The following is a 24,339-nucleotide window of genomic DNA, read 5'->3' as shown; positions in this document are numbered from 1 at the left end:
CGACAGTTTCTGGTGATCGGCGTCGTCCTCGCCCTCTGCGCCGCGCTCGGCCTCCTGGTGGTTCGCCCCGGGCTGAGCGAAGCCGAGGCGAACGCGCTGGCGTCCAACTACGGCTTCACCGCCGAACCGCTGAACCCGATGGCACCGGGCGCGCGCACCGAACGCGTCGTCGCGCCCGACCTGCACGCCATCCGGGGCTGGATCTCCTCCGTCGGCGCCGCCGCCGCGCTGTCCGACCTGCGTGAGCAGGGCCGGGCCGGCGACCTGTGCCTGGTGGACCCCCGGGACGACTCGGTCACGCTGCGCCCGGTGCGCGCGTCCGACCCCGACGGGTACGAGCCGGTGCTGCTCACCCCCGCCGCCGACGGCCTGCCCTACGACCACACGATGGCGCCCATGGGCTGCGTCCCGCACGACGTGGACGCGGACGGCGACGTCGACCACGTCGTGCACTACTGGGGCCGCTCACCCGTGGTCTTCCTCAACACCGCCGGCGTCGGCGCGCCGACCGCCGACGGCTACCGCGCCGTCGAGCTGATCACGCCGATGGCGGTGTGGAACTCCAGCACCCTCAACGTCGGCGACATCGACGGCGACGGCAACCTGGACCTGTTCATCGGCAACTACTTCCCGGACGGCGCGCGGGTGCTCGACCCCGACGCGAACACCGAGAGCCGGATGCAGATGCAGGACTCGATGGGCCTGGCCCGCAACGCCGGCGTCAACCGCCTGCTGCTGGGCAAGCCCACCGGCCGCCCGGACGAGCTGCCCGCCTACACCGACGCGAGCTACGCGCTCTCCCGGATGGCGTCGACCTCCTGGACGCTGGCCACCGGCCTCCAGGACCTCTCCGGCGACGGCCGCCCCGAGCTGTACCAGGCCAACGACTTCGGCCCCGACCAGCTGATGCTCAACGAGTCCACCCCGGGCAACGTGAAGTTCAGCGAGGTGCGCGGCAAGCGCGACTGGACCAGCCCGAAGTCCACCATCATGGGCCGCGACTCGTTCAAGGGGATGGGCCTGACCTTCACCTACGACGGCGACGCGGCGCTGCCCTCGCTGATCGTCAGCAACATCACCACGCCCTTCGCCCTGCACGAGAGCAACTTCGCCTTCATCCCGCAGGGCACGCCGCAGGACTTCGCCAACGGCGAGTTCCCCTACGACGAGCGCAGCGAGGAACTGGGCATCGCCCGCGCCGGCTGGTGCTGGGACGTGCGCAGCGGCGACTTCGACAACGACGGCGTGGACGAGATCATGCAGGCCAACGGCTTCCTCAAGGGCAAGACCAACCGGTGGCCGCTGCTCCAGGAACTCGCCATGGGCAACGACGACCTGCTGCGCCACCCGGCGTTCTGGCCGAACTTCGGCCCGGACGACGACCTGTCCGGCCACGAGCCGAACCGGTTCTGGGTCCGCGGTCCCGACGGCCGCTACTCCGACCTCGCCGAGCACACCGGCATCGCGACCGGCGACAACACCCGGGCCCTGGCCTACGGCGACGTCGACGGCGACAACAAGCTCGACGCGGTGGTGGCCAACCAGTGGGAGGACTCCGTCCTGCTGCACAACACCGCGCCGGCGGGACCCGCCGCCGACCTGCGGCTGGTGCGGCCCGCGCCCGCGGGGTCCGGCGACGCGGTGACCGACGCGATCGGCGCCCAGGTGCGGCTGCACCACCCCGACCGGCCGCAGCGCACCCAGTTCTACCCGGCCAACGGCCACACCGGCGTTTCCGCGCCCCAGGTGCACCTCGCCCTGCCCGGCGGTGACGAGGTGCCCGCCACGATCACCTGGCGCGACGCCGCGGGCCTGCACGAGGCGGTCGTGCAGGTGCGCCCCGGCCACGGGACCATCCTGCTCAAGAGCGACGGAACGGCGGAAGTGCGATGACGACCACGGCCTCTCGCGACCTCGACCAGATCGCCGCGCCCCCGGCGCAGGGCTCCGCCCCCGAGGCGAAGCCCGGCCTGTCACCGCAGGTCAAGCGGGTCCGCGCACTGGCGCGCTTCGCCACCACCATCACGATCTTCAACATCCTGGGCCACGCCTTCCTGGGCTTCGAGCAGGCGCCGATCACCCCGATCGTCGCCGCGCTCACCAGCTACGCCACGGCGCTGCTGTTCGAGTGGGTCGACGCCTGGGCCCAGAAGCGCGAACCGGCCTTCGCCGGCGGCTTCAAGTCGATGGTGATCTTCCTGCTGCCCGCGCACATCACCGGCCTGGCGTGCGGCATGCTGCTGTGGGGCAACACGTCCCTGTGGCCGTACATGTTCGCGATCGCGGTCGGCAACGGCGCCAAGTACGTGGTCCGGCTGCGCGTGAACGGCAAGCTGCACCACGTGCTCAACCCGTCGAACACCGGCATCGCCGTCGTCCTGGTGCTGTTCCCCTGGGTGAGCATCGCGCCGCCGTACCACTTCACCAACTTCACCGTGAACACGCTGGACTGGCTGCTGCCGCTGGGCATCCTGATGTTCGGCTCCATGCTCAACGCCAAGCTCACCGGCAAGATGCCGCTGATCCTCGGCTGGCTCGGCGCGTTCGCGCTCCAGGCCGTGCTGCGCTGGCTGCTGCTCGACCACTCCCTGCTCGGCGCGCTGGTGCCGATGACCGGGCTGGCGTTCATCCTGTTCACCAACTACATGATCACCGACCCGGGCAGCAGCCCGAGCAGGCCGCGCAACCAGGTGATCTTCGGCGTGACCGCCGCGGCCATCTACTCCGCCCTGGTCCTGTCCGGGATCACCTTCGGCCTGTTCTTCGCCCTGGTGATCACCTGCGTCCTGCGCGGGTTCGTGCTGCTGCTGGCGCCGCGGTTCAAGCGACCGGAGCCGGTGGTGGGCGCGTCATGAGCGGTCCCGGTGGCGTCGCGGTGGTCGGCCTGGCCTGCCGCTACCCCGACGCGGACTCCCCGGCCCGTCTCTGGGAGACGGTCCTGGGTCGCCGGCGCGGGTTCCGCAGGCTGCCCGAACAGCGCCTCTCCAGCGCCTACCTGGGCCCGGCCGACGACCCCGACCGGACCTACTCCACCCACGCGGGCCTGCTGCGGGGCTGGCAGTTCGACCGGGCGCGCTTCGGCGTGCCCGGCACGCTGCACCGGGTGGTCGACCACGCGCACTGGCTCGCGCTGGAGACCGCGGCCGACGCCCTGGTCGACGCGGGGTTCCCCGACGGCCGCGGCCTGGACCGCGACCGGGTGGGCGTGCTGCTGGGCAACACCATGACCGGCGAGTTCTCCCGTGCGGCGCAGCTGCGGCTGCGCTGGCCGTTCATGCGGCGCGCCGCGGCGGCGGCGCTCGACGGCGCGGGCGTGGACCCCGAGCGGGCCCGGCACACCCTGGCGCTGCTCGGCGACCTGGTGCGCGAGCCGTTCCCGGTGCCCGGCGACGAGTCGCTGGCGGGCGCCCTGTCCAACACCATCGCGGGCCGCGTGTGCAACCACTTCGACTTCCACGGCACCGGCTTCACCGTGGACGGGGCGTGCGCGTCGAGCCTGCTGTCGGTCATGACGGCCGGCCGCGCCCTGCTCGGCGGCGAGCTGGACTTCGCGCTCGCCGGCGGCGTGGACCTCAGCCTCGACCCGTTCGAGCTGGTCGGCTTCGCCCGCACCGGCGCGCTCGCGGTCGACGAGATGCGCGTCTTCGACCGCAACCCCACCGGCTTCCTGCCGGGCGAGGGCTGCGGCGTGGTGGCGCTGATGCGCGCCGAGGACGCCGAGCGCGAGGGCGTGCGCACCTACGCCGTGCTGGAGGGCTGGGGCACCTCCTCCGACGGCTCCGGCGGCCTCACCCGGCCCCGATCCCAGGGCCAGGCGCTGGCCATGGGCCGCGCCTACCGGATGGCCGGCATCGACCCGCACGCCGTGGAGCTCGTCGAGGGCCACGGCACCGGCACCCGGGTCGGCGACGAGGTGGAGCTGACCGCGCTGTGCGAGGTCCGCGGCCGCGGCGCCCACCGCGCCGCCCTCGGCTCGGTCAAGGCCAACATCGGGCACACCAAGGCCGCGGCGGGCGTGGCGGGGCTGATCAAGGCCACGCTGGCGGTGCACCACCGCGTGCTGCCGCCCACGACCGGCGTCGAGGAGCCGCACGACCTGCTGCGCGACCCCTCCGCACCGCTGCGCCTGCTCGGCGAGGCGGAGCCCTGGTGGGCGACGACGCCGTGGGCGTCGGTGTCCTCCATGGGGTTCGGCGGCATCAACGCCCACGTGGTGCTGCGCGGCCGACCCGCGCGGCCGGCCACCGCGCTGCCCGCGCACGTCACGGCGCTGGGCCGCCCCGCGCCCCGGCACGACATCGTGCTGCTCGACGCCCCGGACACCGCCGCGCTGGGCGACCGGCTCGACGCGCTGACCGCTCTCGCCCCCTCGCTGAGCGACGCCGAACTGCACGACCTCGCCGCCACCCTGCACGCCGAGCGGCGCGGCACCGGCGCGGTCCGCTGCGCCCTGGTCGCCGACACCCCCGACCGGCTGCGCGAGGCCGCGACCGCGGCCCGCGCCCGGCTGGACGGGTGGGACGGCGAACTGCGCGTGGACGAGACCTCGGGCGTGGTCCTGGCCGCCGGCCCGCCGCGCCGCGTCGGCCTGCTGCTGCCCGGCCAGGCCGCGCCAGTCCGCGGCGGGCTCGACGCCGGGGCCGACGGGCTGGACCTGCCGGCGGCGGGCGTCACCGTCACCGACGACGCGAACGACACCGCGATCGCCCAGCCCGCCGTGGTCCGCCACTCGCTGGCCGCGCTGGCCTGGCTCACCGCGTCCGGCTGCCGGCCCGTCGGCGCGGTCGGCCACAGCCTGGGCGAGATCACCGCCCTGGCGTGGGCGGGCGCGCTGGACCCCGACACCGCGCAGGCCCTCGCCGTGGCCCGGGGCCGGGTGATGGCCGACCACGGCGCGCCCGGCACGGCCATGGCGGGCGTCGCCGCGGACGAGGACACCGCCCGCGAGCTCGCCGAGGGCCTGGGGGTGGAGCTCACCGGGTTCAACGGCCCGGCCCAGACCACCGTCGGCGGACCGGCCGACCAGGTCGGGCAGCTGGTGGCGCGGGCCCGCGAGCGCGGGATCAGGGCGACCTCACTGCCCGTGTCCCACGCCTTCCACAGCTCGGCCATGCGCGACGTCGTCGAGCCGCTGCGCGCCGAACTGGCCGGGATCGCGTTCGCGCCGCCGGACCGGCCGGTGTTCTCCACCGTCACCGGCCGCCCGCTGACCTCGGACGCCGACCTGGTGGACCTGCTCGCCGGGCAGGTCGTCCGGCCGGTGCTGTTCACCGAGGCGCTGCGCCGCCTCACCGGGCGCTGCGACCTGCTCGTCGAGGCCGGCCCCGGCACCACGCTGACCGACCTGGCGCGCGCCGCGGGGGCCACCGCCGTGTCCCTCGACACCTGCCACCCCGGCCGGCACGCCCTGGCCACCGCCGTGCTCGCCGCGTGCTCGGCGGGCGACCTCGGCGCGTGGTTCGCGGGCCGCGCGCACCGGCCGCTGGGCCTGGACACCCGGATCGACCTGCTGGCCAACCCGTGCGAGACCGACCTGCCCGGTCTGGGCGCGCACCGGCCCGAGGACGCCCGGCCCGCGCCCGCCGCGGTGGTCCCCGCCGCGACGGGCGTGCCCGAGCCGCTCCCGGCCGCGGACGACACCGACCTGCTGACCCTCGTGCGCGACCGGCTCAGCCGCGTGCTGGAGCTGCCGGCGGCCAACATCAAGCCGGACAGCACGCTGCTGGGCGACCTGCACCTGAACTCGTTGCAGGTGGTCCAGGTCATCGGGGCCATCGCCGACTCCGTCGGCAGGCGGCCCCCGGACAGCGCCCTGTCCAACGTGGACACCACCGTCGCCGACGTGGCCGAACTGCTGGCCGCCCGGCCCGTCGCCGAGGCGGAGTCCGACCGGCCGCCCGCGGGCCTGGCGCCCTGGGTGCGGACGTTCGAGCACGACTGGGCGCCGTTCGAGCCCACCGCCGCGCCCGCCGGCGGCAGCTGGACCGTCGACGCGCCGGCCGGGCACTGGCTGCACTCCGCGGCCGGGCTCCCGGGCGCCACCGGCGAGCGCAACCTCGCCGTGTGGCTGGCCGACGAGCGGCCCGAGGAGGTCGCCCGCGTGCTCGCGCTGGTCGCCGGGCACCGGCCGCGCCGCCTGCTCGTCGCCCACCGGGGCCACCCGGCCGCCGCGGGCGTGGGGCGCAGCGCCGCCGTGGAGCTGGACGGGTGCGCGGTCACCGTGGTCCACGTGCACGACGACGCGCTGGACCCGGGCCTGGTCGCCGCCGGCGGCTACCGCGAGCTGCGCGTCCGGCCCGACGGCCGCGCCGAGCGCGTGACCACCCGCGCGCGCCGACCCGAGCCGGGCGGCGAGCTGCCCCTGGGACCCGGCGACGTCTGCCTGGTCACCGGCGGCGTCGACGGCATCACCACCGAGTGCGGCGTGGCGCTGGCCCACCGCACCGGGTGCACCCTGGTGGTGCTGGGCCGGTCCGCGCCCGACACGCCGCGGGTCGCCGACGCGCTGCGCGCCCTGGCCTCCCGCGTTCCCGCGCACTACGTGCGGGCCGACATCACCGACCCCGACCAGGTGGCCTCCGCCGTGGCGGCCGCCGCCGGGATCGGGCCGGTGCGCGGTCTGCTGCACGGCGCCGGGGTCAACCAGCCCCGCCTGCTGGGCGCGGTGTCCGCCGACACCCTCCGCGAGACCCTCGCGCCCAAGGTCACCGGCCTGCGGCTGCTGCTCGACGCCGCACCGGACCTGCGGCTCGTGGTCGGCTTCGGCTCGATCATCGGCCGCGGCGGGCTGCCCGGCCAGGCCGAGTACTGCGTGGCCAACGACTGGCTGCGCGCCGAGCTGGAACGCGCCGCCGAGCGCTTCCCGCAGCGCCGCCACCACCTGCTGGAGTGGTCGCTGTGGGACGGCCTCGGCATGGGGGAGCGGATGGGCGTGGTGGAGGGCCTCGCGGCCGCCGGCATCGCGCCGATCACCGCGGCGGACGGCCCGCCCGCCATGCTCGCCGCGCTCACCGACCGCGGCGCGCCGGTGACGCTGCTGGTCACCGGCCGCTTCCCGGAGGGGCCCACGCTGCGCGTCGAGGGCGAGGCGCCCGAACCGCTGCGCTTCGTCGAGGACCCGCGCGTGCGCTTCGCCGGGGTGGAGGCCGTGCTGGACGCGGAGCTGTCCCTGGGCCACGACCCCTACCTCGACGAGCACCGCGTCGAGGGTGTGCCCGTGCTGCCCGCCGTGGTCGGGCTGGAGGCCATGGCCCAGGCCGCGGACGCGGTGGCGGGGGAGCACCGGGGTTGGGAGTTCTCCGACCTCGACCTGCGCAGCCCGGTCACCGTGCCCGAGCGCGGCGCGCGGGTGGTGCGGGTGCTGGCGCTCGACGACGGCGCGGACGCCGTCCGGGTCGCCCTGCGCGACGACACCGACGGCCACGCCGCCGACCGCTTCACCGCCGTGGTGCGGGAGGCGCCGGAACCGGGGCCCGCCGGCCCGCCGGACGACGTCGTGCCCGCCGAGACCGGCCCGCACCCGTTCTACGGGCCGCTGCTGTTCCACCGGGGCCGGTTCCGCCGGCTGCTGGGCTACGAGCGGCTGTCCGCGTTCGAGGTCCGGGCCCGGGTGCGCGCCGAGCCCGACGCGCCGTGGTTCTCCCACTTCCACCACCAGCGGCTGCTGCTGGGCGACCCGGGCGCGTTCGACGCGGCCCTGCACGTGCTGCTCGCGTGCGTCCCGCACCGCCGGGCCCTGCCCGTCGGAGCGGACCGGTTCACCGCGTGGAAGGCGCCGCGCGGGGTGCTGCGCGTGCACGCGGTGGAACGCGCGCACACCGCCGACGACTACGTGTTCGACGTGGACGTGCTGGACGCGGGCGGTGCGCGCGTCGCCCGGTGGGACGCCCTGCGGCTGCGCGCCGTGGGTCCCGCCCGCTGGGCGGAGGCCATGCCCGCCTCCCTGGTCGGGCCCATGCTCAGCCGCCGCCTCATCGAACTCGACGTCGCGCAGCGCGTCGAACTCGTGATCGCCGGGGCGGACGGCTGGGACGGCGGCGGCGAGCCCGTCCTCGCCGACGGCCACGACCACGCCCTGTTCGTCCGCGCCGACCACCAGGTCGGCGTCGCCTGGGGCACGGGCACCGCGCCCGAACCGTTCGAGGAGTCCGACGGCGACCGCGCGGCGTCCGTCGCGGCCAAGCTCGACGAACCCCTGGAGGTGGCGGCCGGGCGGATCACCGCCGCGCGCGCCGCCCTGGCCCGCGCCGGTCTCGACCGGCGCTCGCCGCTGGAGATCGCCGAGGTCACCGACGACGGCCTGCTGGTGCTGTGCGCCGCGAGCGCCGCCGTGGTGGTCGCCCGACCCGCCGTGGCCGGGATCGGCGAACCCGTTGTCGCGATCGCAGTGGAGGTGGGATGACGTGCGCGAATACCTGTTGCGGCACCGAGTGACGTTCGACGAGACCAATGTCGTCGGCAACGTCTACTTCGCGCACTACCTGCACTGGCAGGGCCACTGCCGGGAAGCCTTCCTCGCCGACCACGCCCCCGGCGTGCTCGCCGACGTGCGGAGCGGGGACCTGGCCCTGGCCACCGTGTCGTGCGAGATGGAGTACTTCGCCGAGTGCTTCGCCCTCGACGAGGTCGAGGTGGCGATGACGCTGCGCCGCGTGCGCGGCAACCAGGTGGAGATGAGCTACGAGTTCCGGCGGGACGGCCGCATGGTCGCCCGCGGCGGGCAGGTCGTGTCCTGCCTGCGCAGGACCGCGAACGGGGTGGTCCCCGTCCGGGTCCCAGACGAGTTGTCCCTGGCCCTGGCCCAGTTCGAAGCGAAGGCGGCGGTATGACCCACCCGATGGCGCTCCCGGTGGTGCGGACCCTCAACACGGATCGGCACCGCGTCGCTCTCCAGGTGTTCATGGTGGTGGTGGTCGCCCACTGGGCCGAACACCTGGCGCAGGCCGTGCAGATCTACGTCCTGGGGATGCCCACGTCCGAGGCGCGCGGCGTCCTCGGCCTGCCGTTCCCGTGGCTGGTGCACTCCGAGTGGATGCACTACGGGTACGCCCTGGTCATGATGGTCGGCCTGATCCTGCTCCGACCCGGGTTCGTGGGCAAGGCGCGCACCTGGTGGACCGCCGCGCTGCTCATCCAGGTCTGGCACCACTTCGAGCACCTGCTCCTGCTGCTCCAGGCGCTCGTGGGCACGAACATCGCGAGCCGGCCCGTGCCGACCAGCCTGCTCCAGCTCGCCCTGCCGCGGGTGGAGCTGCACCTGTTCTACAACGCGATCGTGTTCATCCCGATGGTGGTCGCGATGATCAAGCACGGCAAGCCGTCGGACGAGGAACTGGCCGCGGCGCCGTGCCGCTGCGCGCCGGCGAAGGTGTGATCGACGTGCCGCCCGAGGACCAGGAGAACCGTCGTCCCTGCCCGCTGGAGGCCGGCCTGGACGTGGTCGGCGACATGTGGTCGATGCTGGTGGTGCGGGAGCTGCTGGTCGCGCCCGCCACCGAGGACCAGCTGCTGGAGGGCCTGCCGGGGCTCGACCGCGACCTGCTCGCGCCCCTGCTCGACGCGCTGTGCGCCAACGGCGTGGTGGAGCGGGGCGAGGAGTACCGGCTGACGCCGCTGGGCCACCGGCTGCACGGGCCGCTGCTGGCCCTGGCGCACTGGGGACGGACGAACTCGATGCGCTGACCCACCGCCGATGAGTACAAGAACACGTAATTTCCCGCTGTGCTCGACCCCGGTCCGGTACGTGCCGTCGCCGGACCGGGGTCGGGCGGCGGTCCGGGACCGCGACGGGGAACCCGGTTCGACCGCTGGTCCGCCGACGGCCCGCACGCCCGGGAGGGGACCATGCCACCCACGACCGACGAACCGGACCGCGCCGTCCCCCGGTTGGCCGCTGTTCCGGGGTTGGCCGCTGTTCCGGGGTTGGCCGCCTTTGTGGGGTTGGCCGCCCTTCTGGGGCGCCCCCGGACGCGCCGGTCGGAGCGAGGACGGCCGGGTGGTTCCCCGCCGTCGACCGCCACCCCCCGGGGAAGCGGGGTGGGTCGCGGTGTCGTCGAAGCGTGACTACGGCCAGTTCTGCGGGCTCGCCGGGGCCCTCAACGTCATCGGCGAGCGCTGGACGCTGCTGGTGGTGCGCGAGCTGCTCATCGGCCCCGCCCGGTTCACCGAGCTGCTCGACAACCTGCCCGGCATGGGCCCCAACCTGCTGACCGAGCGCCTGCGCGCGCTGGCCGACCTCGTCATCGTGGCCCAGCAGCCGGTGCCGGGCGACGGCCGGGCCCGCCAGTACGCCCTCACCGAGGTGGGGGAGCAGCTGCGCCGGCCGGTGCTGTCGCTGGCCCGCTGGGGCCTCCAGTTCCTCAGCGAGGAGGACAGCGCGGGCGCCAGCCGCGCGACGTGGGGTTTCCTGGCGGTGCAGGCGATGGTGTGCCAGGAGGCGGTGCCGGGCCTGTCGGAGGTCTACGAGTTCCGCGTGGCCGACCAGGTGTTCACCATCGCCGTGCGCGACGGCCGGGTCACCTTCGGCCGGGGACGGGTCCGCGCCCCCGACCTGACGCTGGAGTGCGACACCGACACGTTCATCCGCATCGGCGCGAGGATGATGTCCCCGTACCACGCGGTCGCCACCGGCGCGGTGAGGATGACCGGCACACCCGAGGCGGCCCAGCGCATCACGAGGTTGCTCGGGCTGGCCTGACCGCCCGCCCCCCGTTCGGCGCCCTCCCGTTCGGCGGCGGCTCACCACCCGCCGCGGCCCGTCTGCGTCTTCGTCACGGCTCCGCACCGTGACGAAGACCCTCGCGATTAAGCCGCACTCGTCACTCGTTTGGCGTAAGTATGTGGTAGCTAGTCACGCGCTGTGCGGAGACGCGGAAGTGCTTCCCCCGCACACGCACGGGGTATCCCCCGGAAACCACGACATGCGGTGAAACCCGGTTCCCGCCGCGCGGGTCGCGTGGGGAGGCCGGGGAACTTGGCTATACGCTGGTGCAGCGAAATCAGCCGCAGAGATTTAGTGTGGCCTTATATAGGTTCACTCTGATATTGTCCGCCCCACGCCCGGTGTGACGGCACCGGTGCGACCCGGATGGAGAGACAAGGACATGAGTGACAGCAAGACCAAGCACCCGGTCGACGAGACCGAAAGGGAGCTCGGGCAGCGCACGATCGGCGCGGGTGAGGCCCACTCCGCGATCATGCGTCGCGTCTACTCGGCTCCGATCGACGAGGTCTGGTCCGCCATCACCGACCCGGACCGCATCACCCGGTACTTCCTGCCGGTGAGCGGCGACCTCCGCGAGGGCGGCTCCTTCTCGATCGAGATGAACGCCGACGGCGAGATCCTCAAGTGCGACGCGCCGAACCTGCTCCGCGTGACCTGGTCCTACGAGGGCTCGATCCCCGACGAGGTCGAGATCCGGCTCAAGGAGGTCGAGGGCGGCACCCAGCTGGAGCTGGAACACGCCTCGGTGCGGGACGTGCTCGTCTCCAGCGACCCCAAGACCGGTGACTACGGGGTCGGCGCCGGCTGGGAGGCGCCGCTGAAGTACCTCGGCAAGTACCTCGCGGGCGAGCTGCCCAACAAGCCCTCCCTGGAGTGGTACGAGCCGACCGAGGAGGACGCCGACCTGAGCCGGGACGCCGGGATGGCCTGGTCGCAGGTCATCGAGGCGGCCTACGTCAAGCTGCTCAAGCAGGGATCGAAGTCCTGAGCCGCCGTCCGTCAGACCTGCCGGGCGGTGGCCCGGTCCTCGCCGGGCCACCGCCCGACACCGGTGCGTAAGGCATCATCATGAGCGATTCCTCCCCCGGCCTCGGCGTGGCGTTCGACCGCGCGGCCGACGACTGGCTCGCCTGGCAGCAGACGCCCTGGGCGCGCGTGTACTACGCCCTGGTCCGGCACGTCCTCGCCGCGCTGCCGGAGGTGCCCGGTCGGTCCCTCAACGTGCTCGACGTGGGCGGCGCCAACGGCGTCGACTCGCTGCCGCTGCTCGTGGCGGGCCACCGGGTGACGGTCCTCGACTTCTCCCCGGTCCTGCTGGCCGAGGCCGTCGCGGCGGCGGAGAGGGCCGGCGCCGACGGCGACCGGCTGCGGGTCGAGCACCGGGACGTCGGCGACCCCCGACCGCTCCCGCTCCCCGCCGACGCCACCGGCTGGGACCTCGTGCTGTGCCACAACGTGCTGCACTACCGGGACGACCCGGCGGAACTGGTCGGCCGGCTCGTCGCCGTCACGCGGCCCGGCGGCGCGCTGTCGCTCATCGCGCCGAATCCCGCGATGGACGTCCTGGCCGCCGCGATCCGCGACGGCGATCCCCGGCAGGGACTGGAGATGCTCGAAGCGCCGACCCGCCGTTCGGTCACCATCGGTGAACCCATGCACCGGTTGGAAAGGGCGAGCGTCGAGGCCGCGGTGCGGGACGCCGGCGCGGTCGTGACGGACCGCTTCGGGCTCCGCACGGTGATCGACCTCGTCACCGACGACGAGCTGAAACGCGATCCGGAGTGGCTGCGGCAGACCACGGAGCTCGAACTGGCCCTGTGTTCCCGCGCCCCCTACCGCGATATCGCGCGGTTCTGGCAGCTGATCTGCCGAAGGCCGGACTGAACCACCCCGGTCCACCGGCCGGGCCGATGGCGAAATGTCCCGCCGACGCGGTGGAACCGCCGAACCGCCCGACCGAAACCCTGGTCCACATCACTTCACAAATGATTGTATGAGCTGGCCGATGATCCAACGCCGAACGCGGGAGACGACATGCCGCACACCGGTCCGGGCCCCGGGACGGGCGCTCGCGGCCGGGGTCGGCGCGGATCGCCGGCCCGGCGCCCCGACGACTCGGGCGCGCCGCTCGACATCGACTCGCACATCGACTCGCACACCGACGACCCGCCACCTGATCGGATGCGTTCCCGTCGGTCGGTACCGGGGCCGGAGTTCGGAGGCGCCACCGGCATGAGCAGTCCGGACCCCGACGCGCCGCGCGCGGGAACAGTGTCGGTTCTCTGTGTACAGCAACAAAGATCGCTAAGGATTGGTGAAGCTATGAGGCGAGTGTTGGCGGCGTCCACCAACGACGACAGGGGCACAGCATGAACGCGACCATCACCGCGCGCGGGCTCGTCAAGCGCTACGGCGACGTCGTCGCGCTCGACGGCCTCGACCTCCAGGTGCCCGACGGCACCGTGCTCGGGCTGCTCGGCCCCAACGGCGCCGGCAAGACGACCGCCGTCCGCATCCTGACGACGTTGCTCGAACCCGACGAGGGCGAGGTGACGATCGCCGGCATCGACGTCCGCGCGGACCCGGGCAAGGCGCGTCAGCACATCGGCCTGTCGGGGCAGAACGCGGCCGTCGACGACTACCTCACCGGCTACGAGAACCTCTACATCGTCGGCCGGCTGTACGGCCTCAAGGCGGCCGACTCCCGCGCGCGGGCGCGCACCCTGATCGACGACTTCGCGCTCACCGACGCGGGCGACCGCCCCGTCAAGACCTACTCCGGCGGTATGCGCCGGCGCCTCGACCTCGCGGCGGCCATCGTGGCGCAGCCGAAGGTGCTGTTCCTCGACGAGCCCACCACGGGGCTGGACCCCCACAGCCGCAACAGGTTGTGGGAGACCATCCGCGCGCTGGTCGAGCGCGGCTCCACCGTGCTGCTCACGACCCAGTACATGGAGGAGGCCGACCAGCTGGCCGACGACGTGGTGGTGGTGGACAACGGCAAGGAGATCGCCCACGGCACGCCGGACGAGCTCAAGCGGACGGTCGGTGGCGACCGCGTGGAACTCGTCGTCAAGAGCCACGAGGACCTCCAGGCCGCCGAGCAGGCGCTGCGGGGCACGGGTCTGGACGAGGTCACCGTCGACCGCGAGACGCGGCGGCTGACCGCGCCCGGCTCCGGGGGCCCCGACATGCTGGCGGGCCTACTGCGGTCGTTGGGCGAGGCCAAGGTCTCGCTGCTCGACGTGTCGCTGCGCCGTCCCACCCTCGACGACGTCTTCCTGTCCCTCACCGGGCACAGCACCGTTCCCGCCGACGACGGCAAGGACCCCGCCGGGGTCGACAAGAAGGCCGGGACCAAGAAGAACGCCGCCCGTACCAAGCAGGAGGTCGAGTCATGACCGCAGCGACCAAGGCCCTCACCGACGGCGCCATCATCGCGAAGCGCAACCTGATGAAGGTCAAGCGGATGCCCGAGATCATCGTCATGATGCTGATCTCGCCGTTCATGTTCATCCTGCTGTTCGCGTTCGTCTTCGGCAACGTCATCGAGATCCCGGGCGGCAACTACCGCGAGTTCCTGCTCGGCGGCATCTTCGCCCAGACCATCATCTTCGGCGCCACCTTCACCGGCCTCGGGATCGCCGAGGACGTGCAGAAGGGCATCATCGACCGGTTCCGGTCGCTGCCGGCCTCGCGCTCGGCGGTGCTGGTGGGCCGGACGACCAGCGACATCGTCTACAACGCGCTGTCCATCGGCGTCATGATGCTGGCGGGCCTGCTGGTCGGGTGGCGTATCCGGTCCTCGTTCCTGGACGCGGTCGCGGGCGTGCTGCTCCTGCTGCTGTTCGCCTACGCGTTTTCCTGGGTGATGGCCTTCTTCGGCCTGCTCGTGCCCAGCGTCGAGGTCTTCAACAGCGCCACGGCCGTCATCATCTTCCCGCTGACGTTCCTGGCCGGCACGTTCGTGCCGACCGAGCCGCTGCCGCCGGTCATCCAGACCTTCGCGGAGTGGAACCCGGTCACGGCCATCGCGCAGGCGTCCCGGGAGCTGTTCGGCAACATCAGCGCGGCCACGCCGACCCCCGACGCGTGGCCGCTGCGCGAGCCCGTCACCTACAGCCTGCTGTGGGTCGTGGGCATCCTGATCGTCTTCGTGCCGCTGGCGATCCGGCGGTACAGCAAGACGACCAACCGCTGATCGCGCGTCGCGCGGCGTCGTCGGCGGAAGGTGTGGCGGGCAGGGCGGGGATTCCCCGTCCTGCCCGCCACCCGTCGTCCAGGGTGGCCGGAGAGTGGCACTCGCTGTGCTGTCAGTATAGAATTCAAAAGTATGATGACGGCATTGCTCCTCACCGGACCGCACGCCGGCAACGTGCATCCCACCCTTTCGCTCGTCGGCGAGCTGACCGGTAGGGGCCACCGGGTCACGCACCTCACCACCGCGGAGTTCGCCGAGTCCGCGGCGGCCTTCGGGGCCTCGGTGCTGACCTACGAGTCGGCGGTCGCGGGCCTGGACCCGGCGGAGGTGTTCGCCTCCGGCGACCCCACCCTGCCGCACATGCTCTACCTCAAGGAGAACCTCCAGGTGCTGGAGGCGGCGGAGGCGGCTTTCGACGGGTCCCCGCCGGACGTGATCCTCTACGAGGACGCCCCGTTCATCGCCGGGCGGCTGCTGGCGCACCGGTGGAACCGGCCCGCGGTGCGGCTCAGCGCGGGCTTCGCGACCAACCAGGAGTACTCGTACTACCAGGAGATGGTGGACGCCTCGGGCATCCCCGGACCCCTGACGTTCGAGGGTTTCCGGGAGGCGCTGGCCGAACTGCTCCAGGCCCGCGGCCTGGACACCTCGCTGGAGGAGTTCTGGTACGGCATCGCGGACCGCAACCTGGTCTTCATCCCGAAAGCCTTCCAGTTCGCCGGGGAGACGTTCGACGACCGCTTCCTGTTCGTCGGACCGGCGCTGGAGGGCCACCGCGCCGGCCGGTGGACCCCCCGGGACGACCGACCGGTGGTGCTGATCTCGTTGGGCACCAGCTTCAACGACCAGCCCGAGTGGTTCCGGACCTGCATCCGGGCCTTCGCGGACACCCCCTGGCGCGTGGTCATGACGGTGGGCACCCGCGTCGACCCGGCTGAGCTGGAACCGCTGCCCGACAACGTGGAGGTCCACGGCTACCTGTCCCACTTCGCGGTCCTGGAGCACGCGCGGATCTGCGTCACGCACGGTGGAATGGGCACCGTGATGCAGTCGCTCCACTGGGGACGGCCGATGGTGACCGTTCCGCACTACGCGTTCGAGGTCGAGCCGATGGCGAGGCGCATCCAGGAACTGGGACTCGGTCGCCACATCACCTCGGAACAGTTCGACGCGACAACGCTGTACAACACCGTGGAGGAACTCGCCAACGACGCGGATACCCTCGCGAGGGTTCAGGAGATGCAGCGTCAGATCCAGAGCGCCGGCGGCGCCGCCAGGGCGGCCGACGCGGTACTCGCGCGGCTCGACAGCGCAATGAGCAACCAACGGCCATGACACAACCACGACGTGATCTGTCGCCAAGATGATCTGCTGCTATTGTCGCCGCGAGACCGTCTAGTTTCTATGTTGAGAGGCGATGAACCTTGAGCATCAACGACTGGATTGCACAGACCACTCGTGATGTCAGGCCCGGTTCCGTGGCCGGTGGTCCCGGTTACGCGGCGGTGCTGCGGCGCACCTACGACGCGCCCGCCGAGGACGTGTGGGACGCCATCACCACCCCGGAGCGGCTGGAGCGGTGGTTCCTGCCCGTGTCCGGGAACCTGGAGCACGGTGGCAAGTTCCAGTTGGAGGGCCACGCCGGCGGCGACATCGTGGAGTGCGACCGGCCGCGCAAGCTGCACCTGACCTGGATGGCGGAGGGCCACCCGGCCAACGAGATCGTGCTGGTCCTCACGGCCGACGGCGACTCCCGCACCACGCTGGAGCTGGAGCACTCCGGCCCCGGTGAGGGCGACGAGGTCATCGGCCACGTGCTGGCCGTCGGCGTCGGCTGGGACCCCGCGCTGATCGCGCTGGGCCAGCAGGTGGCCGGCGAGACGCCGGACAAGCAGTGGTGGTTCGAGTCGCCCGAGGCCCTCGAGTTCACCAAGATGTCGGTCCGCTCCTGGGCCGAGGTGCTCAAGGACCGCAAGGTCGCCGACGCCGACGCGGTGGACAAGACCGCCGAGGAGACCCTCGGGTTCTACACCCCCGAATAAAACGGCGGTACCGAATCCGAATCCGCCGCGCAGCGGCCGCCCCCCGGCGGAGTGCGAGGAACTTTCTCGCACCCCCGCCGGGGCGGTCGCTCACGGTGGTGGTCGCGTCGAGAACGAATCGTGTTGCATTACAGTGAACATCCTGGGAATGGAGAGTTCAGCTCAAATGTCAACTACGTCGTTTCGTCACCCAGACGCCGAAGCGCAGGCTGGACCGCCGCCCGGGAAGGCGTCGCCCGAGGGCACGTCGACCGCGGCGCGGGACTTCGAGCGGTTCCCGCTGCACCACCGGATTCGGCTCCACATCCTGGAGCAATCACATCGGGCCCGATTCGGGCACATCGGTTCGGCCCTCTCCATCGCGGACGTCGTGGCCGTGCTGTTCGACGGGGTCCTGCGCGGCGAGGGCCCGGACCGCGAGCGGTTCATCCTGTCGAAGGGCCACGCGGTGCTCGCGCTCTACGCGGCGCTCTACGAGACCGGGCGCATCGACCGGGCGGCGCTCGACAGCTACTGCGGCAACGGCACCCCCCTCGGGGCGCACCCCGAGCACGTCGTCGACGCCATCGACTTCTCCACCGGCTCGCTGGGGCACGGGCTGTCCATCGGCGCCGGCTCCGCCCTCGCGGCCCGGATGCAGGGCTCGGACCGCCGCACGTTCGTCCTGGTCAGCGACGCGGAGCTGAACGAGGGCTCGGTCTGGGAAGCCGCCATGTTCGCGGCCCACCGGGGCCTCGGCTCGCTCGTCGCGATCGTCGACGCCAACGGCCAGCAGGCCCTGGGGCCGACCAACCAGGTCCTGGACCTCGAACCGCTCGTCCCGCGCTGGGAGGCGTTCGGCTGGTCCGCCCAGGAGGTCGACGGCCACGACGTGGGCGCCCTGCGCGCCGCGCTCGACTCGGTCGACGGCACCTCGTCGCGCCCGCACGTGATCATCGCGCGCACCACCGCGGGCAGCGGCGTCTCGTTCATGGAGGACCGCGTCGCCTGGCGCTACTGGCCGCTGTCGGACGAGCAGTACGCGACCGCGGTCGCCGACGTCACCGCCACCGCCGGCGGTGCCGGCGCCACCACCCCGACGGAGGCATGATGAGAGCCGCGTTCGTCGAGACGCTCACCGAGCTGGCGGAGCGGGACCCCCGCGTCGTCCTGCTGACCGGTGACCTCGGGTTCAACATGCTGGAGCCGTTCGCGGAGCGGTTCCCGGACCGCTTCTACAACGTCGGTGTCGCCGAGCAGAACATGGTGGGCCTGGCGACCGGGCTCGCGGAGTCCGGGATGATCCCGTTCGCCTACTCGATCGCGACGTTCGCGACCATGAGGCCGTACGAGTTCATCCGCAACGGCCCGGTGCTGCACCAGCTGCCGGTGCGGATCGTCGGCGTGGGCGGTGGGTTCGAGTACGGCAACAACGGCGCGACCCACTACGGGCTCGAAGACGTCGGCATCCTGCGGATGCAGCGGGGGCTGACGGTCGTCGTGCCGACCGACGCCGCGCACGCGCGCACCGCGTTCGAGCAGACCTACGCGCTGCCGCGGCCGATCTACTACCGCCTGTCGAAGGGCGGCGCGGCGATCCCCGGCCAGGACACGGACTTCGAGCTCGGCCGGCTGACCAGGCTGCGCGCCGGGGGAGACGTCGCGCTGGTCGCGCTCGGCGCCAGCGTCACCGACGCGCTGGCCGCGGCCGACCTGCTGGCCGCGGAGGGTGTCGAGGCGTCGGTGGCGGTGGTCGAGAGCTTCAACCCGTCGCCGCACGACGACCTCGCCGACTTCCTCGCCGACGTGCCCCTGGCGGTCACCGTGGAGCCGCACTTCGTCGACGGCGGCGTGGGCACGCTGGTGGCGGAGGTGATCGCGGAGCGCGGCCTGTCGACCCGCCTGCGGCGCTGCGGGGTGGAGGACCTGCCGCGCGGCATCACGGGGTCGCAGGCGTTCCTCCAGGAGCACTTCGGCATCTCCGCGACCGCGGTCGCGGGAGCGGCCACGTCCATGGTGGCGTCCGCGCGGCGGTGAGCGGGCACGACGACGGCCGGCCGGCCGGTCCCGCGGCCGGCCCCCCGCCCGGCCGGCCACCGGCCGGGCACGCGCCGCCCGAACTGTCGCCCGGCCGGCTCCCGCCGGTCCGGTCCCGGCCCGACCTGCCGCCACTCGGCCTGCCCTCGCCCGGCCTGCCCTCGCCCGGCCCGTCGTTGCCCGGCCACCCCCCGCTCGGCCCGTCGGTGCCCGGCCACCTCCCGCTCGGCCGGCCGTTGCCCGGACGGCCCCGGTCCGGCCCCGCGCCGTCCGACCACCCGCCCGTCTCGCCCCGGCGGGCCCTGGTCACCGGCGCCGGGGGTTTCATCGGCGCGAACCTCTGCCGCCGGCTCCTGCGGGAGGGGCACGCGGTGCACGCGGTCCTGCGGCCCGGCTCCGACCCGTGGCGGCTGGAGGGGGTCCTCGCCGACCTCGCGGTGCACCGGCTCGACCTGCGCGACACCGGGGCGGTGCGGGCCGTGCTCGACGCCGTGCGGCCCGACTGGGTGTTCCACCTCGCCGCCCACGGCGCGTACTCGTGGCAGACGGACGCCGACACGATCTTCACCACCAACGCCGAGGCGACCGGCGGGCTCGTCGACCTGGCCGGCGCGGGCGCGTTCGAGGCGTTCGTCCAGGCCGGTTCCACGGCCGAGTACGGCCCGGGGGACCGCCCCGCCCGCGAGTCCGACCCGGAGCGGCCGCGCGGCTCCTACGCCGTCAGCAAGGCCGCGGCGACGCGGTACGCGCGGACCGTGGCGGTGGAGCGCGGGGCCCACATCGTCACGCTGCGCCTCGGCACGGCCTACGGGCCCTGGGAGGACCCGCAGCGTCTGATGCCGACCCTGGCGGTGTTCGGGCTGGGCCGGCGGCTGCCGCCGCTCACCGACCCGCGGACGGTCCGGGACTTCGTCTTCGTCGACGACGCCTGCGAGGCGTTCGCGCGCGCGGCGGCGGCCACGCACCTCGACCGCGGCACGGTCCTCAACGTCGGCAGCGGCACGCCGACCTCGCTGGCCGACCTCGTCGAGCTGGTGCGCGCCGAGCTCGGGATCGACGAGCGGCCGGGCTGGTCGACGATGGCGCCGCGGGCGTGGGACGCGGCGCTGTGCGTGGCGGACTGCTCGCGCGGCCGTCGCCTGCTCGGCTGGCGGCCGCGCCGGGACCTGGCCGGTGGCTTCCGCGCCCTGGTCGACTGGCTCGGGCGGGAAGGCGGACCGGGTGCGAGGTACGCGCGGGAGGTCGGGGCGCCGCCGCGTTAGGCGGAGGTGGCCGCCCAGGCTTTCTTGGCGGTCTTCCACTGGGTGGAGTTGACCTCTTCCCACGCGCGGGCGCGGGTTTCCTCCAGGACCTTCCAGGGCACCAGCGTGTTGGTCATGGTGGCGTTGTAGATGTTCATCTTGTCGGGGTCGAAATCGGGGCTGAGGTGGCCGTTGGCGATCGCCATGTCGAACAGCGGCGAACCGGGCATCGGCACCACGATGAAGAAGTTCGCCGCGTCCAGGCCGTAGGAGACGTGCTCGCGGGCGAGGTCGATGGTGTTCTGGATCTCCTCCATCGTCTCGTCCGGGTAGCCCATCATGTAGTTGCCGTAGAGCTGGAAGCCGTACTCCTTCATGGCGATGATCAGCCCGCGCAGGTCGGCCTTCTCCACGTTGAGCTTGTTGCTCGCGTACTTGCGCATGATGCGCAGGTTGCCCGTCTCGAACGGCATGTTGATCTGCGTGAAGCCCGCCAGGGACAGGGCTTCGAGCACCTCGTGGTCGGGCTTCCAGCGCTTGAGCAGGTGGATGATGTTGATGCCGTTGAGGTCGCAGATGGTCACGCCCGCGCCCTGGATCTTCTGGAGCAGCCGCAGGCCGCGCTTCTTCTGCCCCAGCAGCGAGTCGTCCTCGATGAACACCTCGGTCACGCCGAGGCCCTTGAGGGTTTCGATCTCGGCCAGCACCCGCTCGTCGGACTTCACCCGGAAGCTGCCGATGGGGCCGCTGAGGCTGCCCTCCTCCTCGTTGGCGATGTGGCAGTACGCGCAGTGGAACGGGCACCCGAGCGAGGTCATCATGGTGGCGTAGCGCAGTTCGGCGCCGGGCTCGAACATGCCCGAGTGCGGCCGGGCGAGGGTCCAGTACCGCTGGTTGGGCAGCAGGTCCCAGGCCGGCATGGGCAGCAGGTCCAGGTCCTGCACGACGTCCCGGGACCGGGTCGGCTTGATCCGGATCTGGCCGTCCTCGGGAAACGCGACCCCGTGGAGGTCGGCGAAACTCGGTCGCTTCGAGCGCCGCACGACCTCGACGATGTCGATGATGGTCTGCTCGGCCTCGGACAGGCACACCACGTCGAAGCCGGCGTTGAAGAACTGCGGCAGCCGCGAGCGGGCGTTGACCCCGCCGGAGACGAGGATCTTCTCCGGGTAGGCGGCTTTGATCAGCCGGGCGCAGTGCAGGACCATGGACTCCTGGTCGGTGAAGATCGAGGTGATGCCGACGATGTCGTGCTCCGCCGCGACCTCCAGGATGCGCGCGTCGTCGACGCCGGTGCGCAGCAGGCCGCTGGGCAGCGGCGAGGGCTTGGCGAAGATCTCGTCGAGGTTGTCGGGACCGTCGCCCACGCAGGCGTCGAAGACGCGCACGTGCACCCCGTGCTCCCGCAGCGCCCCGCCCAGGTTCGGATAGGCGAGTGAGCCGTTCGGCTTGCACACGGTCCCGGGGAAGTTCTGGTTCGGCGGGTACAGAAGCAGCACGCTGACGTCTCGGAGCTCCATGATAAAATGCTATCTTTTTCTTAAGTGAAAGGCAATCGGCTGGGCCGCCCGGGTCAGGCCCCGGAGCGCTCCAGGTACGCCTCGACCTCGTCGGCGCCGCGGGCCGAACCGCCGGACTCCCGGACGTCGCTCCGCATGAGCAGCACCCGCCGCTTGACCTCGGTGTCGCGCGCGAGCCGCTCCACGACCTCCCGGATGCCGGCCGGGTGGACCTGGTCGGCCGGCAGCTCGTAGCCGAGGCCCAGCTCGACGGTGCGCCGCGCGAACGGGGCCGCCTCGGTGGCGAAGTGCGGCATGACGACCAGGGGCACGCCCATGTCGACGGCCTGCATCGTGGCGCCCGTGGTGCCCTGGATCAGGCACGCCGACGCGTGCCGGAGCACGGCGCGGAAGGGCACCCAGGGCAGGGCCTCGACGTTGGGGGGCAGCGGCCCCAGCGTTTCGGGGTCGAGGGTGCGGCCGATCGCCATGACCACGTGCCACGGGGTGTCGGTGAAGGCTTCCGCGCACGCCTTGAAGAACTCCGGGTGCTCGTTGAACGTGCTGCCCAGCGACACCAGCAGGACCGGGGTGTCGGGGGTGGGCGGCTGCCAGCCGGTGTCCTGCGTCAGCCCGGTGAAGTTCGGCCCGACGAACGCGAACCGCTCGTCGAACGTCTCCGGGGCGATCTGGTAGGACTTGGGCAGGTGGATGATGTTGAGGTCCTCGATCTCGCGCCAGAACTCCTTGACCGGCGTGTCGACGCCGTACTCGGCGAGCAGGTCGGCCAGCACCGCGTGCACCGCCTCGACGTCGGCCGGGTGGCGGTGGCCGTGGCTGGCCCACAGCGCCTCGAACATCGAGTAGTGCTCGTTCTCGGCGAAGCCGCCGTTGAAGCGCACGGCCGGGCGGTTCCAGCGCTTGGCCAGCAGCCGCCCCGCCAGGAACGGCATCACGTCGTAGGCCACGAGGTCGGGCGGGTCGTTGCGCAGCGCCTCCTCGGCCGCGCGCAGGAGGGCCACGTTCTCCCGGACGTAGACCAGGTGCAGCTGAGTCTCGGCGTCCTCCCGCTGGACGACGTCGGGCACGTGGAAGTCGTCGAACGCCGACTTGTAGAGCAGCACCTCGGCTCCCGCCGCGGCGACCTCCTCGGCGAAGGCCGGTCCCGTCAGGTACGAGATGCGGTGCCCGCGCCGGGCGAGCTCGCCCACCACGCCGAGCGACGGGTAGACGTGGCCGTGCCCCTGGACGTTGACGACGAGGATGTGGCGCGGACTGATCGGCATTCGGGCTGCACGCTCCTTCTGGGGGTGTTCGACCTGGTGTGTTCGACCCGGGGTGTGTTCGACGTCGTGCTGTTCACCCTGCCGGGGCGGGACGGGTGGGGCTAGCCGCCCACCAGCGGCGGGATGATCTCGACGCGGCTGCCGTGCTCCAGCCCCACCTCCTCGGGCGGCGTCATGCGGGGCACCTGCTCACCGTCGACGACGAAGATGTGGTAGTCCAGCAGGCCGCCGGTGGGGGAGAAGAGCCGGTAGCCGGCGGTCGGGTGCGAGTGCACGAACGCCTCCAGGAGCTCGCGCAGGTTGGCCGCCTGCAACTCCAGGCGGGCCTGGCCCGACGTCGCGTTTCGCCAGCTTCCGGGGACGATGAGCTGTGGCATGGGACATCCTCAGAGGTCTCGGGCGCAGCGGAATCCGGTCGCGAAGCAGGCCCACCCGGTGGGGTCACCGTGCAGCCGCTCGCTCGTGCGGGTCTGGAAGCGCAGGTTCATCCACGAACCACCGCGGACGACGCGGTACCGGCCCATCACGCTCAGCAGGGAGTCGTCGCAGTCGGGCGACGGGCCGTAGAGCCGACTCGGCGATGAGGTCCACTCGTACACGTTGCCCGCCATGTCCGCCACCCCGTACGGGCTGTCGCCGTGCGGGCTGAAGGACCCGACCGGCGTGGTCAGCGGGACCGGGCCCCGGTCGCGCTGGTGCTCCCGCCACCACGCGCGCCACTCGACGGCGCTGTGGGTGGACCGGCCCAGCCACAGGTCGGCGGTGTTGGCCCGCTCGCGCGACCACTCGTCGCCCCAGGGCCACAGCCGGTACCCGGGGTCGGGGCCGCGCGCGGCCAGCTCCCACTCGGCCTCCGTGGGCAGCCGCTTGCCCGCCCACGCGGCGAAGGTGTCGGCGTCCTCGACCGCGATGTGGACGACGGGGTGGTCCTCGGGCGGGGCGTAGTCGACCTCGGAGCCGGCGGGGCGGCGCCAGGACGCGCCGGGTGTCTGCTGCCAGTAGTCCACGCCGTAGACGAGGCTCCAACCCCGGCGCTCGGCGACCGTCTCGTACCCGGTGTCCTCGGCGAAGGCGGCGTACTGGCCGACGGTGACCGGGTGGCGGTCGATCACGAACGGCGCGACCTCCACGAGCGTCTGCGGCGTCTCGTCGCGGAACCACGGCGTGGGCAGGGGCTGCTCCTGCTCCTCCAGCCACTCCATCACCCACTCCGGCGATCCGAGCTGGAGCGCGGCTCCGTCGATCAGCACGGATTCGTCGGCTTCAACGCTGCTGGGCGTCGCTTCTCCGTAGGTTGCCATAGCGCCATCCTGTCGGTCGTAAGCCTTAAG

General features: G+C 72.7%; 20 protein-coding genes. 16 read left to right on the top strand and 4 right to left on the bottom strand.

The genetic code is table 11. The annotated features are described in order from the left end of the window. The first annotated feature begins 12 nt into the window (after window positions 1-12). The 16 genes from ACFP3R_RS12190 to ACFP3R_RS12115 all read left to right on the top strand — a co-directional run bounded on the left by ACFP3R_RS12190 (window position 13) and on the right by ACFP3R_RS12115 (window position 20,244). Window positions 13-1,893 (top strand): FG-GAP repeat domain-containing protein, encoded by a 1,881-nt coding sequence (locus ACFP3R_RS12190; RefSeq protein ID WP_380635624.1) that lies wholly within the window; start codon window positions 13-15, stop codon window positions 1,891-1,893. Beyond that, complete coding sequence (locus tag ACFP3R_RS12185) at window positions 1,890-2,855, top strand: enediyne biosynthesis protein UnbU (RefSeq protein ID WP_380635622.1); 966 nt, start codon at window positions 1,890-1,892, stop codon at window positions 2,853-2,855. Before ACFP3R_RS12190 ends, ACFP3R_RS12185 begins: the two co-directional genes overlap by 4 nt. Next, window positions 2,852-8,401 carry an SDR family NAD(P)-dependent oxidoreductase gene (locus tag ACFP3R_RS12180; RefSeq protein WP_380635620.1) on the top strand — a complete coding sequence of 1,850 codons (5,550 nt, stop codon included), beginning with the start codon at window positions 2,852-2,854 and terminating at the stop codon, window positions 8,399-8,401. Before ACFP3R_RS12185 ends, ACFP3R_RS12180 begins: the two co-directional genes overlap by 4 nt. Before the next feature lies 1 nt (window position 8,402). Then, a complete protein-coding gene (locus ACFP3R_RS12175) occupies window positions 8,403-8,828 on the top strand; it encodes an acyl-CoA thioesterase (protein WP_380635618.1) in 426 nt (141 codons plus the stop codon). Then, window positions 8,825-9,373, top strand: a complete 549-nt coding sequence (locus ACFP3R_RS12170) for a hypothetical protein (RefSeq protein ID WP_380635617.1) — start codon at window positions 8,825-8,827, stop codon at window positions 9,371-9,373. Before ACFP3R_RS12175 ends, ACFP3R_RS12170 begins: the two co-directional genes overlap by 4 nt. After that, on the top strand, window positions 9,346-9,681 hold the full coding sequence (locus ACFP3R_RS12165) for a winged helix-turn-helix transcriptional regulator (protein ID WP_380635615.1): 336 nt from the start codon (window positions 9,346-9,348) through the stop codon (window positions 9,679-9,681). Before ACFP3R_RS12170 ends, ACFP3R_RS12165 begins: the two co-directional genes overlap by 28 nt. A 364-nt stretch (window positions 9,682-10,045) precedes the next feature. Beyond that, window positions 10,046-10,696, top strand: coding sequence for a winged helix-turn-helix transcriptional regulator (locus ACFP3R_RS12160; protein ID WP_380635614.1), 651 nt, complete (start codon window positions 10,046-10,048; stop codon window positions 10,694-10,696). A 406-nt stretch (window positions 10,697-11,102) separates the two neighbouring features. Next, the gene (locus tag ACFP3R_RS12155; protein WP_380635612.1) at window positions 11,103-11,711 is read left to right on the top strand and encodes an SRPBCC family protein; all 609 of its coding nucleotides are present in this window, start codon (window positions 11,103-11,105) and stop codon (window positions 11,709-11,711) included. A gap of 80 nt (window positions 11,712-11,791) precedes the next feature. Continuing rightward, on the top strand, window positions 11,792-12,607 hold the full coding sequence (locus ACFP3R_RS12150) for a class I SAM-dependent methyltransferase (protein ID WP_380635610.1): 816 nt from the start codon (window positions 11,792-11,794) through the stop codon (window positions 12,605-12,607). A gap of 485 nt (window positions 12,608-13,092) precedes the next feature. Continuing rightward, window positions 13,093-14,124, top strand: a complete 1,032-nt coding sequence (locus ACFP3R_RS12145; RefSeq protein WP_380635608.1) for an ATP-binding cassette domain-containing protein — start codon at window positions 13,093-13,095, stop codon at window positions 14,122-14,124. After that, window positions 14,121-14,924 carry an ABC transporter permease gene (locus ACFP3R_RS12140; RefSeq protein ID WP_380635606.1) on the top strand — a complete coding sequence of 268 codons (804 nt, stop codon included), beginning with the start codon at window positions 14,121-14,123 and terminating at the stop codon, window positions 14,922-14,924. Before ACFP3R_RS12145 ends, ACFP3R_RS12140 begins: the two co-directional genes overlap by 4 nt. Before the next feature lie 132 nt (window positions 14,925-15,056). Continuing rightward, window positions 15,057-16,259, top strand: coding sequence for a macrolide family glycosyltransferase (locus tag ACFP3R_RS12135; protein WP_380635604.1), 1,203 nt, complete (start codon window positions 15,057-15,059; stop codon window positions 16,257-16,259). A 143-nt stretch (window positions 16,260-16,402) separates the two neighbouring features. Continuing rightward, window positions 16,403-16,966 (top strand): SRPBCC domain-containing protein, encoded by a 564-nt coding sequence (locus ACFP3R_RS12130; RefSeq protein WP_380635603.1) that lies wholly within the window; start codon window positions 16,403-16,405, stop codon window positions 16,964-16,966. A gap of 166 nt (window positions 16,967-17,132) precedes the next feature. Then, window positions 17,133-18,056 carry a transketolase gene (locus ACFP3R_RS12125; RefSeq protein ID WP_380635601.1) on the top strand — a complete coding sequence of 308 codons (924 nt, stop codon included), beginning with the start codon at window positions 17,133-17,135 and terminating at the stop codon, window positions 18,054-18,056. Further along, the gene (locus ACFP3R_RS12120; RefSeq protein WP_380635598.1) at window positions 18,056-18,982 is read left to right on the top strand and encodes a transketolase family protein; all 927 of its coding nucleotides are present in this window, start codon (window positions 18,056-18,058) and stop codon (window positions 18,980-18,982) included. Before ACFP3R_RS12125 ends, ACFP3R_RS12120 begins: the two co-directional genes overlap by 1 nt. Beyond that, window positions 18,979-20,244 (top strand): NAD-dependent epimerase/dehydratase family protein, encoded by a 1,266-nt coding sequence (locus ACFP3R_RS12115; protein ID WP_380635596.1) that lies wholly within the window; start codon window positions 18,979-18,981, stop codon window positions 20,242-20,244. The genes ACFP3R_RS12120 and ACFP3R_RS12115 overlap by 4 nt, the downstream gene beginning before the upstream one ends. On the opposite strand, the gene ACFP3R_RS12110 is transcribed toward ACFP3R_RS12115, so the two are convergent. From ACFP3R_RS12110 to ACFP3R_RS12095, 4 genes are all read right to left on the bottom strand, one after another. Next, window positions 20,241-21,743 carry a B12-binding domain-containing radical SAM protein gene (locus ACFP3R_RS12110; protein WP_380635594.1) on the bottom strand — a complete coding sequence of 501 codons (1,503 nt, stop codon included), beginning with the start codon at window positions 21,741-21,743 and terminating at the stop codon, window positions 20,241-20,243. The two genes, ACFP3R_RS12115 and ACFP3R_RS12110, sit on opposite strands and share 4 nt — an antisense overlap. Window positions 21,744-21,796: 53 nt before the next feature. Beyond that, window positions 21,797-23,008, bottom strand: coding sequence for a macrolide family glycosyltransferase (locus tag ACFP3R_RS12105; protein WP_380635591.1), 1,212 nt, complete (start codon window positions 23,006-23,008; stop codon window positions 21,797-21,799). A gap of 101 nt (window positions 23,009-23,109) precedes the next feature. Then, on the bottom strand, window positions 23,110-23,385 hold the full coding sequence (locus ACFP3R_RS12100; protein ID WP_380635589.1) for a MoaD/ThiS family protein: 276 nt from the start codon (window positions 23,383-23,385) through the stop codon (window positions 23,110-23,112). Between the two features lie 9 nt (window positions 23,386-23,394). Further along, the gene (locus ACFP3R_RS12095; RefSeq protein WP_380635586.1) at window positions 23,395-24,309 is read right to left on the bottom strand and encodes a formylglycine-generating enzyme family protein; all 915 of its coding nucleotides are present in this window, start codon (window positions 24,307-24,309) and stop codon (window positions 23,395-23,397) included. Window positions 24,310-24,339 lie beyond the last annotated feature (30 nt).

It is taken from the genome of Saccharothrix lopnurensis (assembly GCF_042658445.1).
Classification (GTDB): Bacteria; Actinomycetota; Actinomycetes; order Mycobacteriales; family Pseudonocardiaceae; genus Actinosynnema; species Actinosynnema lopnurensis.
The sequence above is the reverse complement of the archived record's forward strand: the minus strand, read 5'-3'. Positions and strand labels throughout refer to the sequence as shown.